We start from the raw sequence: 13,089 nt of genomic DNA, 5'->3' as shown, positions 1-13,089 counted from the left end.
GGTGGAGGCCGAGGAGTTCCTGCTCGTACGGGACATGTTCCGCACGTTCGCCGCGCGGTTCCGGATGGGCTCGGCCGACGAGGTGAAGCCGTCCACGCGCACCTCCGCACAGGCGGCACTCGGCGAACTGGGCCTCGCCGAACTACGACGGTCGTCACCGCCGGCCGCCGGCGTGCAGGAGTGCGCGCTGCTCGCCGAGGAGCACGGCAGGCAGCCCCTCACCACCTCCTTGGTCGGCACGGTACTGCTCGCCCCGGAGCTGCTGCGACTCCTCGATCAGGACAAACCACCGGGCCCCGGCCATGGCGCGACACCGACGATCGCGCTCGCCCCCGATCTACGCTTCCCGGCCTCCTCCCGCCCGTCCGATCTCCTTGCCTGGGACTGCGAGGGCGCGGACAGCGCGCTGTGCGTCACGCCCGACGGGACGGTGACCAGTGTCGAACTCGGCGCGGCCGTACCGGGCGTCGACCTGCTGCGCGGTATCCGTGCGGTGCCGCCCGACTCCACGCCGAAGGCCGTCGGCCGGATCGATCCGGAGCGGTACCGGCACTGGCAGGCCTACGCGCTCGTCATGGTGAGCAGTGAACTCGTCGGCGCGGCCGGTTCGTTCGTCCGGCAGAGCGTCGAGTACGCCCGGGAACGCCGGCAGTACGGACGGGAGATCGGCTCGTTCCAGGCCGTACAGCATCTCCTCGCGGATGCGACGGTCCTCGTGGAGGCCTGCATCAGTGCCACCAGGTATGCAGCGTGGTGTCTCGACAACGAGCCGCCCGCGCGGGCCCTGACGGCGGCGCGCGTCGCGAAGGCCGAGGCCGGTACGTCGGCCCTCGACGCGGTCTACACCGGCATGCAGGTCTTCGGGGGCATCGCCCAGACCTGGGAGCACATCGCGCATCTGTATCTCCGCAAGGTCCGCCTGGGCGCCATGGCCCTGGCGACGACGTCCGATCTGCTGACGACGCTGGCGGAGCCGTGCCCGGAACCGGAACCGACCCGATGACCGGCCTGACGACCGGCCTGACGACCGACCTGACGACCGACCTGATGACCGAACCGACTGCAGACCGGACGGCCTGACCGGAAGGGACGCGATGACCGACACCCCTCTGGACTTCGGTGACCCGGCTGACCTCGACCAGCTCCGCCGGCGGTTCCGTGCCTGGCTGGCCGCCCACCCACTCCCCGAACGCCTCCCGGACGAGCCGGTCCCGGTCTTCCTCCACCGGTGGCACCGCCAGTTGTACTCCGGCGGCTGGGTCGGCCTCGACGTCCCCGTCCAGTACGGCGGCCGGGGCCTGAGCGCGCTGCACCAGGTCGCGATCAGCGACGAACTCGGGGCCTGCCACGCCCCCGGAGTCCCCCGCATCGGCTATCTCGCGCACGCCCTCCTCGAGTTCGGCTCCGAGGAGCAGCGGCTGCGCTGGCTGCCGCGCATGCTCGCCGGTGACGACGTCTGGTGCCAGGGCTTCAGTGAGCCGGGAGCCGGATCGGACCTCGCCGGGATGAGCACGGTCGCGACCCCGCACGAGGACCACTACACCGTACGCGGCCAGAAGCTGTGGACCAGCTACGCGCAGTACTCCGGTCTGTGCCTGCTGCTGGCCCGGACCGACCGGTCGGCGCCCGCGCACAAGTCGATCTCGGCGTTCGCCCTGCCGCTGGACCGGCCGGGAGTGACGGTACGCCCGCTCAGGGCGGCGGGCGGCGACGACGAGTTCTGCGAGCTGTTCCTCGACGACGTACGCATCGCCAGGTCCGAGCGCATCGGTGCCGAGGGCGACGGCTGGCCGCTGGCCATGACGACGGTGTCGTACGAGCGCAACGCCCTCGACACCGGCCATATCTCGAAGTACGGGCTGCTCGTCGAGCGCCTGCGCCGCACCGCTCGGGACCGCCGGGGGGACCTCTCGGACGGGCTGCTGTCCGAGATCGGGCGCTGTTTCGTGGATTACGAGGTTCTGGTGGCGCATGCCCGGCGCCGCACCGCCGAGCGGCTGAGCGGGCAGGTCGCCGGGCCGGAGTCGTCCATCGACAAGCTCCTGATGACGAGGACCGAGCAGCGGCTCTACGAGACGGCGCTCAAGGTCTTCCCCGAAGAACAACTCCACGAAGAGGAACGAGAAGGGGAGAGTGAACTCTTCGGGGACTACCTCTACTCCAGAGCCGCGTCCGTGTACGGCGGAACATCGCAGATCCAGCGCAACATCATCGCGAAACGGGTCCTGGGTCTGCCGTCCGGCACCTAGGACTTGTCCGGCTGATCAGGTCGGAGGGAAGCAACAGTGCCTTATAAGCACCCCCGCGTCTCCGGCCTGATCCGCCGGAGAGGCCCTGGCCCTGGCCCTGGCTCTGGCCCTGGATCAGCGGGATTTCATGTCCGATGGGAGATCACCCGTGCGATACGACCTCGAATACGTGAGCATTCCCCACGTGATCAGAGTTGCCGCCAAGCAATTCGCGGACGCGCCGGCCCTCGTCGACGACACCCGCCGGTGGAGCTTCCGTGAGCTGGAGCAGCAGATGGTCCGCGCCGTGCGGGCCGCCGTCGCGCTGGGGATCGAGCCGGGTGATCGGGTCGGTCTGTGCGCTCCGAACTCGGCCGAGTGGATCGTCGCCGCGCTCGGCATCCAGGGCGCCGGGGGCATTGTGGTGCCGCTCAATACGAGGTTCAAGGCACAGGAGATCTCGTACATTCTGCGTAAGTCCGAGGCGAAGGCCGTCTTCGCCTCGTCCTTCCTGGGCAATGACTACATAGCCGAGTTGAAGAGCGCCGATCCGGAATTGCCGGCGCTGGCCAGGACCGTGTCGATTCTTGGCCCGCAGGGTGCGGCGGACCTCGCGTGGGACGACTTCCTGCGCGCGGGAGACGCCGAATCCCCCTCCACGGCCCACGACTTGATCGACCGGCTGACTCCGGACGACATCTCCGACGTGATGTTCACATCCGGCACCACCGGCCATCCGAAGGGCGTCGTCCTGACGCACGGACAGTCCCTGCGCGCCTACGGCTGGATGTCCGAGGAATACACCTTCACGCATTCCGACAGCTTTCTGATCATCCCACCGTTCTTCCACTGCTTCGGATACAAGGCGGGGTGGCTCGCCTCGCTGATGCACGGCGTGACGGTCATTCCCATGCGCACTTTCGACGCGGGGCGGGCGTTGGACATCATCAGCAAGGAGCGCGTCAGTATTCTGCTGGGGCCTCCCACCATCTTCCAGGACCTGATCAACCACCCGGACCGTGCCGCCTTCGACCTGTCCTCGCTACGGGTTTCCATGACGGGCGGCACCACCGTTCCGGAATCGCTGATCCGCGCCATGAAGACGGAATTGTCCTTCGACATCGTCATGAGCGCGTACGGGCTGACGGAGTCGACGGCGTTGGTGACGACCACCCGGATCGGGGACTCGGAGGAGACGGTCGCGCGCACCACGGGGCGGACCATCCCGGACGTCGAGGTGAGCATCGTCGACGATCAGGGCCGGGCCGTGCCCACCGGTCAGGACGGCGAAGTCCTGGTGCGCGGCTACAACGTCACGCCCGGGTACTGGGCCGACCCGGAAGCCACCGCCGCGACCATCGACACCGATGGTTGGCTGCACACCGGTGATGTGGGGCGCCTCGACGAGTCGGGAAATCTCTCCATCGTCGACCGCAAGAAAGACCTCTACATCGTCGGTGGATTCAACGCCTATCCGGCCGAGATCGAGAAGTTGCTGCTCGGGAACGAGGCCATCGATCAGGCCGCCGTCATCGGAGTTCCCGACGACCGTCTCGGTGAGGTCGGCTGTGCCTTCCTCGTCGTGAAACCGGGCCACCGTCTCACCGAGGCCGACGTCGTCGCGTGGGCGCGCGAGAACATGGCCAACTTCAAGGTCCCGCGGCACGTCCGGTTCGTCGACGGACTTCCCCGGAACGCCGGCCAGAAGGTGCTCAAGGACGGGCTGCGGCGCGATTGGAGCGAGCCGAGTGGGAACTGAGCGGCGAATTGAGCGGGGAACTGATCACACGGAGGATGCGGAGCCGTCGGGGGAAGGCCCGGCCGGGCCCCTGACGGGAATCACCGTGGTGACCCTGGAGCAGGCGGTGTCGGCGCCCATGTGCACCCGCACGCTCGGCGACTTCGGCGCGCGGGTGATCAAGGTGGAGAACCCGCGGGGTGGCGACTTCGCCCGCCACTACGACGACGTGGTGGGCGGTCTGGCGGCGCACTTCGTGTGGCTCAATCGGGGCAAGGAATCGGTGGCCCTGGACCTCAAGTCCGCGGCCGGGATGGCGGTACTGCACCGGCTGCTCGACCGCGCCGACGTACTGGTCTCCAACCTCGCCCCCGGGGCGACCGCGAAGCTCGGCATCTCACCCGCCGACCTGGCCGTGAGCCATCCCGAGCTGATCGCGGTGGAGATCGACGGGTACGGGCCCGGTGGTCCGCTCTCCCACAAACGCGCCTACGACCTGCTGGTCCAGGCGGAGTCGGGGGCGTGTGCGACCACGGGCCGACCGGGTGCGCCGGCCAAGGCGGGCCCGCCGATGGCCGACGTGAGCACCGGCCTGTACGCCGCGCTGTCGATCATGGCGTTGCTCTGCGGGAAGGAGCGCGGCCGGGTCCAGGGGCCCACCTCCGCCGCGGTCAGCCTCTTCGACACCATGACGGAGTTGATGGGCTATTCGCTGACCTACACCCAGCACACGGGCGTGGATCAGGAGCCGAAGGGCATGGGCTCGCCCGCGGTCGCGCCGTACGGGGCCTACCCCACGGCCGACGGCCACACCGTCGTCCTCGGCACCACCAACGACCGCGAATGGCAGCGCCTCGCCCGCGAGCTGCTCGGCCGCCCCGATCTGGCTGACGACGAGCGCTTTGGGACCAACTCCGGCCGGGTCGCGCACAGTGGGGTCCTGGACGCGGAGATCGACGCCTGGTGCGCACGTCATGATCTGGCGTACGTCCAGGACCGTGCGGATGCCGCGGGAATCGGGAACTCGCGTTACAACACCCCGAGCGACGTCGTCGCGCACCCGCATCTGACGGCCCGCGACCGCTGGCGCGAGATCGACACGCCGGGCGGTCCGGTACCGGCGCTGCTGCCGCCCCCGGTCATCTCCGGCTACGAGCAGCCGATGGGGGCGATCCCCGCCCTCGGCGAACACACCGCGGCCGTCCTCGCCGAGCTGGGCATCAGTACCGAAGGAGAGCCGCTGTGAGCGCTGCCGCGGGCGAGGAGCCCGTGCTGCTGTCGGGCGGACCAACCAGCGGAAGGGTCTACATGCGTGAAGCAGTGATCGTGGAGGCGGTCCGTACCGCTGTCGGCAAGCGGAACGGCGGACTGTCCGGTATGCACGCCGCCGACCTCTCCGCCGTCGTCCTGAACGCTCTCGTCCAGCGGACCGGAGTCGATCCGGACGTCGTCGACGACGTGATCTGGGGCTGTGTGTCCCAGGTCGGGGACCAGTCGAGCAACATCGGGCGCTACTCCGTCCTCGCCGCAGGCTGGCCCGAGGGCATCCCCGGCACCACGGTCAACCGGGCCTGCGGATCGAGTCAGCAGGCGCTGGACTTCGCCGCGCAGGCGGTCATGTCCGGGCAGCAGGACGTCGTGGTGGCGGGCGGTGTCGAGGTGATGAGCCGGGTCCCGCTCGGGGCCGCGCGCTCCACGGGCATGCCGTACGGGCCCCAAGTCCTCGCTCGTTACCAGGGCTTCTCCTTCAACCAGGGCATCTCCGCCGAGAAGATCGCGCAGAAGTGGGGCTTCGACCGTACGCGGCTCGACGCGTTCTCGGCGCTGTCCCACGAGCGGGCCGCGGCCGCGCAGGACGCCGGTGCCTTCGAGGCCCAGATCACCGCCGTGTCCACTGGTGCCACGACGAAGGTGACGGCCGACGAGGGCATCCGGCGCGGCACCGGCGTCGAGACCCTCGCGGGGCTCAAGCCCGCCTTCACCGAGGACGGCGTGATCCATGCGGGCAACTCCTCCCAGATCTCCGACGGGGCGGCGGCCCTCCTGGTGACGACACCGCAGAAGGCGCGCGAGCTGGGGCTGACGCCGCTCGTGCGTTATCGCGCGGGCGTGGTCACCGGCTCCGATCCGGTGCTGATGCTCACCGGCCCGATCCCGGCGACCGAGAAGGTGCTGCGGAAGGCGGGCGTGGGCCTGTCGGAGGTGGGCGTGTTCGAGGTGAACGAGGCCTTCGCGCCCGTCCCCCTGGCGTGGCTCGCCGAGACCGGCGCCGATCCGGCGTTGCTCAATCCGCTCGGCGGCGCGATCGCGCTCGGGCATCCGCTCGGCGCGTCGGGCGCGGTGCTGATGACCCGGATGGTCCACCACATGCGGGAGCACGGCATCCGTTACGGACTGCAGACCATGTGCGAGGGCGGCGGCACCGCCAATGCCACCCTCGTCGAGCTCGTATCCCCCGCATCCTGAGCATCCTCACGGAGGACGTCGTGCGCCGAGAACTCTTCACCGCCGACCACGAAGCGTTCCGGCAGCTCGTCCGGGACTTCGTGGCCAAGGAGGTGGTCCCCCACTACGCGGAGTGGGAGCAGGCGGGCCGGCTGCCGCGCGAGCTCTTCGAGAAGCTCGGCTCGCTCGGGGTGCTGGGCATGTCCATACCGGAGGCGTACGGCGGAGCGGGCCTCGACGACTACCGGTACAACGTCGTGCTCCAGGAGGAGGCGGCCCGCGCCCTGGTCACCCTCGGCACCGTGCGCACCCAACTCGACGTCGTCCTGCCGTACTTCCTCGCCTACGCCGACCCGGCACAGCGCGAGCGCTGGTTCCCCGGGCTCACGGCGGGCCGGCTCCTGACCGCCGTCGCCATGACCGAACCCGGTACGGGCTCCGATCTCGCGGGCATCCGCACCACCGCCGTCCGCGACGGGGACGCGTACATCCTCAACGGGGCCAAGACATTCATCACCGGCGGGCTGCTCGCCGATCTGGTGATCGTCGTGGCGCGAACGGCGACCGATCCCGACAACCGGCGGGCGGGCCTGACCCTGCTGGTCGTCGAGGACGGCATGGCCGGGTTCACGCGCGGGCGGGTGCTGAACAAGATGGGCATCAAGGTGCAGGACACCGTCGAGCTGGCCTTCGACGAGGTCCGGGTCCCGGTCGCCAACCGGCTCGGCGAGGAGGGCGCGGCCTTCGGCCACCTCGGCCACAACCTTCCCCGGGAGCGGATGACGGTCGCGGTCGGCTCGGTCGCCCAGGCGAAGGCGGCACTCGCCACGACCCTCGCATACGTCAAGGAGCGGCAGGTGTTCGGGACGCCGGTCGCCTCCTTCCAGAACACGAAGTTCGAACTCGCCGCGGTGGCCGCCGAGATCGGGGCCGCGCAGATGATGCTCGACCGGGCGGTCGGCGAACTCGTCGACGGCGAGCTGTCCGGCGCGGACGCGGCGAAGGTCAAACTGTTCTGCACGGAGATGCAGGCGCGGGCCGTCGACCGCTGTCTGCAACTGTTCGGGGGGTACGGCTACATCCTGGAGTACCCCATCGCCCGGCTGTACGCGGATGCGCGCATCACCCGCATCTACGCCGGCACCAGCGAGGTCATGAAGGTCATCATCGCCAAATCCCTGGGACTGTGAACACCATGGCGGATTTCTCCAGCAGGACCGGTGTCGCGTTCGTCGCGGGCGGCACCGGCGGCATCGGCGCGGCCGTCGTCCGCATGCTCGCCGAACGCGGCAGTGACGTGGCGTTCACGTACCGCACCAGCCACGCCGGGGCCCACGCCCTCGCCGCCGAGGTGAAGGCGTACGGGCGCCAAGTCCTCGCACTGCGCCTCGACCTGGGCGACGAGCAGGCCACGGCGGAGGCGGTCGCCGAGGCGTCCGACGCCTTCGGGGGCCTGCACACGCTCGTGTACGCGGCGGGCCCACACGTGCCAATGGTGCACCTCAGCAAAGTGACGCCCAGTCAGTACCGGGCCCAACTCGACGCGGACGCGGTGGCGTTCTTCAACCTCGTCCATCCCGCGCTGCCCCGGCTGCGGGAGATGCGGGGCACCGTCGTCGCCGTCACCACCGTGGCCACCCGCCGGTTCCCCGTGCGCGACGGGCTGTCGTCGGGCACGAAAGGGGCGGTCGAGGCGGTGGCGCGGGCGCTGGCCGCCGAGGAAGGCCGCTACGGCGTCCGTGTGAACTGCGTCGGCCCCGGCATGCTGACCGACGGCATCGCCGCCCGTCTGATCAGCTCCGGCGAACTCGACACGGCGGCCCTGGAGATCACCCGGCGCAACATCCCGCTGCGCCGCTTCGGCGAGGCGAAGGACATCGCGGAGGCGGTGGCGTTCCTGGCCTCGGACCGCGCCGGTTTCATCACCGGGCAGGCACTGGGGGTGGACGGCGGATACAGCGTCTAGCGCGCTCTTCTCAATCCTGCGTGATCGGACGTCCGCCGACGAACGCGGCGCGTACGACGTCTGCCGACAGCAGGTCGAGGGCTTCCCGCAGGGGTACGTGGAGCAGGCACAGGTCGGCGACCGAGCCGACCGTCAACTTCCGTACATGTGACGGGTGTTGTGGCTCGCCCGCGAACAGGTCCAGCGCCGCCCGCCGGTGCATCGCCTCCCCGCCGACCCGCTCCGCGGCCGCCCGCATCACTGCCCAGGGGTCGGCGGTCCCGAACGGCGCGTCCGTCCCCGCGGCGAGCAGAATCCCCGCCTCGGCCAATGAACGGCAGCGGTACAGGTGGGCCTGGTCGTCCGCGTCCACGTCCCTCGCGTACTCCCGTCCCCGCTCGACGGGAAAGTGCGGTTGCGTCACGACCGTCACTCCCAGCCGCCCGAGCCAGGGGATCGTCTCGGCCGGGATCACCGACCCGTGCTCGATCCGGTCGCCCTCGACCGGCCCGGCCTCCTCCAGGGCGAGCAGCGTCACGAGCAACTGCACCCGGGTCACGCAGTGCACGGCCACCGGGTGGGGCCGCACCGCCGCCACGGACGCCGCGAGCTCGTCCGGAGTCGGCAGGGTCGCGTCGTCGAGCAGGAACTTCACCGGCGCGTCGCCGATCCCCATCATGACGAGCCGCTGCGGCAGCACCGACAGCATCTCCGGCAGCCCCTCCCCCGGGTGCGGATCGGCGTTGGTGAATCCGGTGATGCCGTACGCCGCCGCCCGGTCCCCCACGCTCCGCAGATCCAGCCGCACGGGCGGTACGAACCCGCGCAGCCGTTCGTCCTCCCGCCAGAACCGCCCGTCGCCCTCGTCCGCCAGCCCGGCCGTCTGCAACGCGGCGCTGTTCCACACCCACAGCGCCCCGCTCCGATGCTGGACGCGCACGGGCCGATCGGGCACGAGTCCGTCCAGCATCCACCGGTCGAGCTTCCCCGCGACACTCTCGTGGTAACCGACGGCCCGCACCCACTCCCCCGGCGCTCCGCTCCGCAGGGCCTCCGCCAGCCCGTCGCGGTCGTCCACGTCCGCCGGACCGACCCGGACCGACGCGGCCTCGGCCGCCAGCGCCGCCAGGTGTACGTGGTGGTCGTGCAGGCCGACCAGCAACGCGCCGCCCTGGCCGTCCAGTTCGCCCGGACCGCTCAGCCGCCTGCCGATCTCGACGACGCGCCCCCTCCCGAGCCGCACGTCCACCCGGCCGAACCCTTCGACCTCCACGTCCGTGATCAGCACGTCATCGGCCGTCATCGGTTGTCATCGGGCGTCTGCGGAGTCGGCGAGGGCGGCGGCGCAGGCCGCCATCGAGACGCACAGCAGCTCCCCGCCTCCGGCGGCCAGGGAGCGGGCCACGGCGTGGGCGGCGAAGATGCCGGCGACGGGGTCGGCGAGCGCGTCACCGAGGAAGACGGGGTCGCCGCCGCGGCCGAGGCCGGTCAGGCCGCCCGCGACCGCCGCGTCGTCGCCGAAGGCGATACGGTCCTCGTCGCGGCCGTACCCGGTGATGCTCAGCCAGACGCGGCCCGGCCGGGCCGCGAGGAACTCCTCGGCATGGACGCCGAGTCGGCGCAGCGCCCTCGGCCGCGACGCCTCGATGACGACATCCGCCGCGGCGACGGCCTCGGCCAGCCGGCCGGAGGCGAAGTCGAGCACCCGGCTCTCGTGTCCTTCGTGCAGCCAGTGGTAGAAGGCGGGCGATCCGAGGCGCGCGCCGTCCGGTCTGGTCGTGCTCTCCACCTTCACGATCCGGGCACCCGCCGCCCCCAGCAGCCGCGCGCACAGCGGTCCCGCCCACAGGGCCGACAGATCGACGATCCGCAGCCCGGCCGGGTCGCGTGGGCTGGCCGCTTCACCCCGTTCGGCGCATACGGGAGCGCGGGTGCCGCGCGCCGAACCGAGCGCGGCGGCCGCGATCCCGAGCAACTGTGCGTGCGCCGCGACGTCGGCCGCCGTGGCCCGCCGCGCCGCGGGGTGCAGCTCGTCCGTCCCGGCTCCCCCGAGGAGCGCGACGAGAGCGGGGACGGCGGCCAGGTCGTCGGGGCGGGCCAGGTTCACGGCGGCCCAGCCGTCGGTGGTTTCGAGGAGGTGGCAGGAGCCGCCGGCCGAGACCCTGCCGGGGGGTCGCAGACCGGTGAGGTCGGCGCGGAGGAAGAGGGCGGTCGGCAGGTCGACGGGTACGCCGGTGAGGCCGGTGAAGGCCTTCGCCACGTCGTAGAGGGGGCCGAGGAACGGCTCGACGGGTTCCGTCCAGTGACGGAGAGTCTCGTTCTCCAATCCATGAACCCCCTTCTCGGTTCCGGCGATCTCCCATTACACTCCAGTCGCCACCGGTTGGGGAGGGGATCGACATGACCTTGGACTCGCCCTTCCACCTGGTCGACCTCGACCGGGAAGCGCCAATGTGTACCGACGCGAAGGATCGAGTCCTCGTCGGCGTGGCGACGGAACCGGTCGAAGCGGGCGAGGAGTTCGACGTCCTGCTGACGGGGGCCGCCGCGCCGCCCCGCCCCTGGGCCGGATGCGAGGACCCGCACGCCGCCGCCCACCATCTCGCCGACGTCGTGGCCGCGCAGCCGGCGGCCTCCGTCGCGCTGGTGCAGGTGCTCCGCATGGGCGGCCCGGTCCCTCCGCCCGAGCGGCTGGTGCTCGAATCCCTCGCCTACTCGATGCTTCAGAGCGGCGCGGGCTTCCGTGCCTGGCTGGCCTCGGCACGCACGCGCACTCCACGTCCGGCCGCCGAGCCCGTACGCCTGCGCCGTGACGGCGACCGGCTTGCCATCACCTTTGACCGGCCGTGGGTGCGGAACGCGTTCGACGCCGGGACCCGGGACGCTCTGTGCGAGGCGCTGCACGTCGCCGTGGCGGATCCGTCGATCGCGCACGTCGACCTGTACGGGAACGGTGCCGCCTTCTGCAGCGGAGGAGACCTGGCGGAGTTCGGGACGTCCCGCGATCCGGCACAGGCCCACCTGCTGCGGGTGCGGCGCAGTCCGGCCGCGCTGCTCCAGGAGTGCGGTCCCCGGGTGACCGCGCATCTGCACGGCGCCTGTGTCGGCGCCGGGATCGAGCTGGCGGCGTTCGCGGGGCGCGTGCTGGCCGCCCCGGACACGGCGATCCGGTTGCCGGAGATCGGAATGGGGCTGATCCCGGGCGCGGGCGGCACGGCGAGTCTCCCTGTCCGGATCGGCCGGGAGCGCACCGCGTATCTCGCCCTGTGGGGCGGCACGTTGAGCGCCGGGGAGGCGCTCGGCTGGGGCCTGGTCGACGAGATCGGTGAGGTCACCGCGGCGGGCGCCCCCTCGGCGCCCGCCGCGGCCACCGGCACCCCGCCCGCCACGGCGACGGACGCCCCCTCCACGTCCGACGCGACGGCGGCCGGTCGCTGACCTCACTGCGCGGCGCGGCCGTCACCGGGCGCCGAGGCACCGCACGACGGCCGTCGGGGGACGCCGCGCGTCAGCTGCCGGTCCACAACGGCGTCCTGCGCTCCGCGAAGGCGCGGGCGCCCTCCGCCGCGTCCTTGCTGCGGAACACCGACATGACCTCGTCCGGTTCGGCCCAGCGGCGTTCTCGTATCAGCTTCTTGGTCATGGCGACGCCCAGCGGGCCGTTCGCGGCGATGCGCCCGGCCAGGGCGAGCGCCTCCTCCCGTACCCGGTCGGCGGGGACCGCACGGTTCACCAGGCCGGCCCGCTCGGCCTGCGCGGCCGTGACCGGATCGCCGGTCAGGCCCATTTCCAGGGCGACCGCCAGCGGCACCCGGTCGGCGAGCGTGGTGCCGCCCCCGGCCGCGAACAGACCCCGCTTGACCTCGGCGATCCCTAGCTCGGCGTCCTCGGCGGCGACGACCAGGTCGCAGGCCAGCACCATTTCGAAGCCGCCGCCGAGCGCGGAGCCGTTCAGCGCCGCGATCACGGGAGTGCCGATGCCGTCCCGGAAGAACCACACCAGGCCGTCGAACTTGCCGCCGCCCTTCGCGAACGCCTTGAGGTCCATGCCGGCGCAGAAGACCGTGCCCGCGCCCGTCAGGACGATCGCCCGGACCCCCGGGTCGGCGTCGGCCTCCCGCAGTACGTCCGACAGGTCGTCGATCAGCTCCGGACTCAGGGCGTTGCGGGCCTCGGGCCGGTTCAGGGTCGCGACGAGGACGCCCTCGACCCGTTCGGTCAGGACCAGGTCGCTCATGAGGCGGCACTCGTCGCCGCGCGCGCCCGGGAGCGGTACGCCTCCAGCTTCTCGGCGGGCTCGATCAGGCGGTGGCTGCGCGACTGGATGGAGACGTCATGGCCCTCGGCCCGCTTGCGCAGCACTCCCACCGTGGCCTGCTCGCGCGGGACATGGGCGAAGGGATCGAAGGAGTACCAGCGCATGGCGTTCTCGTGGGTCATCTTGTTCATGTCGGCGACGCGCTCGTTCACGTCGTGGCAACCGGGACGGATCTCGTCCAGGGCCTGCGGTTCGAGGCCGTACTCCTCCTTGGGCCGTCCGGCCACCGCGTTCAGCGCGGCGGTGCGGATCACCGTCGACCGGGAGGTCCAGGTGTCGGTGCCGTCGTCCTGGTGGACCAGTTGGGGCGCGTCGTCCTTGTACCGCTCGGGGAGATGGTTCACGAACATGTCGGGGGGTTCGATGATGTGGTCGTCGACGCTGATGAGGATGAGATCGTCTCGGTCCATGACGG

Annotated in this window: 12 protein-coding genes; 8 read left to right on the top strand and 4 right to left on the bottom strand. The window is 71.3% G+C overall.

All coding sequences use genetic code 11. The features are described from left to right. Position 1: 1 nt before the first annotated feature. The 7 genes from OG747_RS45520 to OG747_RS45490 all read left to right on the top strand — a co-directional run bounded on the left by OG747_RS45520 (position 2) and on the right by OG747_RS45490 (position 8,377). The gene (locus OG747_RS45520) at positions 2-1,003 is read left to right on the top strand and encodes an acyl-CoA dehydrogenase family protein (protein ID WP_405885239.1); all 1,002 of its coding nucleotides are present in this window, start codon (positions 2-4) and stop codon (positions 1,001-1,003) included. Positions 1,004-1,094: 91 nt separating this feature from the next. Beyond that, the gene (locus tag OG747_RS45515) at positions 1,095-2,249 is read left to right on the top strand and encodes an acyl-CoA dehydrogenase family protein (protein WP_405885238.1); all 1,155 of its coding nucleotides are present in this window, start codon (positions 1,095-1,097) and stop codon (positions 2,247-2,249) included. Between the two features lie 184 nt (positions 2,250-2,433). Then, positions 2,434-3,987: a FadD3 family acyl-CoA ligase gene (locus OG747_RS45510; protein WP_405885237.1), complete on the top strand. Its 1,554-nt coding sequence runs from the start codon at positions 2,434-2,436 to the stop codon at positions 3,985-3,987. Next, complete coding sequence (locus OG747_RS45505; protein ID WP_405885236.1) at positions 3,977-5,212, top strand: CaiB/BaiF CoA transferase family protein; 1,236 nt, start codon at positions 3,977-3,979, stop codon at positions 5,210-5,212. The genes OG747_RS45510 and OG747_RS45505 overlap by 11 nt, the downstream gene beginning before the upstream one ends. Positions 5,213-5,274: 62 nt before the next feature. Next, a complete protein-coding gene (locus OG747_RS45500) occupies positions 5,275-6,432 on the top strand; it encodes a thiolase family protein (protein ID WP_405886042.1) in 1,158 nt (385 codons plus the stop codon). Between the two features lie 20 nt (positions 6,433-6,452). Beyond that, positions 6,453-7,601: an acyl-CoA dehydrogenase family protein gene (locus OG747_RS45495; protein ID WP_405885235.1), complete on the top strand. Its 1,149-nt coding sequence runs from the start codon at positions 6,453-6,455 to the stop codon at positions 7,599-7,601. Positions 7,602-7,606: 5 nt separating this feature from the next. Next, positions 7,607-8,377, top strand: coding sequence for an SDR family NAD(P)-dependent oxidoreductase (locus OG747_RS45490; protein ID WP_405885234.1), 771 nt, complete (start codon positions 7,607-7,609; stop codon positions 8,375-8,377). A gap of 10 nt (positions 8,378-8,387) precedes the next feature. Here OG747_RS45490 and OG747_RS45485 read toward each other — a convergent pair whose 3' ends face one another. Together OG747_RS45485 and OG747_RS45480 are read right to left on the bottom strand one after the other, a co-directional pair. Continuing rightward, on the bottom strand, positions 8,388-9,659 hold the full coding sequence (locus OG747_RS45485; protein WP_405885233.1) for an amidohydrolase family protein: 1,272 nt from the start codon (positions 9,657-9,659) through the stop codon (positions 8,388-8,390). Positions 9,660-9,665: 6 nt separating this feature from the next. Beyond that, positions 9,666-10,682 carry a CoA transferase gene (locus OG747_RS45480; protein WP_405885232.1) on the bottom strand — a complete coding sequence of 339 codons (1,017 nt, stop codon included), beginning with the start codon at positions 10,680-10,682 and terminating at the stop codon, positions 9,666-9,668. Between the two features lie 74 nt (positions 10,683-10,756). On the opposite strand from OG747_RS45480, the gene OG747_RS45475 reads away from it, so the two are divergent. Then, the gene (locus tag OG747_RS45475) at positions 10,757-11,794 is read left to right on the top strand and encodes an enoyl-CoA hydratase/isomerase family protein (RefSeq protein ID WP_405885231.1); all 1,038 of its coding nucleotides are present in this window, start codon (positions 10,757-10,759) and stop codon (positions 11,792-11,794) included. A 70-nt stretch (positions 11,795-11,864) separates the two neighbouring features. On the opposite strand, the gene OG747_RS45470 is transcribed toward OG747_RS45475, so the two are convergent. Next, a complete protein-coding gene (locus OG747_RS45470) occupies positions 11,865-12,593 on the bottom strand; it encodes an enoyl-CoA hydratase-related protein (RefSeq protein ID WP_405885230.1) in 729 nt (242 codons plus the stop codon). After that, complete coding sequence (locus tag OG747_RS45465) at positions 12,590-13,084, bottom strand: hypothetical protein (RefSeq protein ID WP_405885229.1); 495 nt, start codon at positions 13,082-13,084, stop codon at positions 12,590-12,592. The genes OG747_RS45470 and OG747_RS45465 overlap by 4 nt, the downstream gene beginning before the upstream one ends. Between the last annotated feature and the right edge of the window lie 5 nt (positions 13,085-13,089).

The sequence above is a fragment of the Streptomyces sp. NBC_01384 genome, assembly GCF_045040035.1.
Classification (GTDB): Bacteria; Actinomycetota; Actinomycetes; order Streptomycetales; family Streptomycetaceae; genus Streptomyces.
The sequence above is the reverse complement of the archived record's forward strand: the minus strand, read 5'-3'. Positions and strand labels throughout refer to the sequence as shown.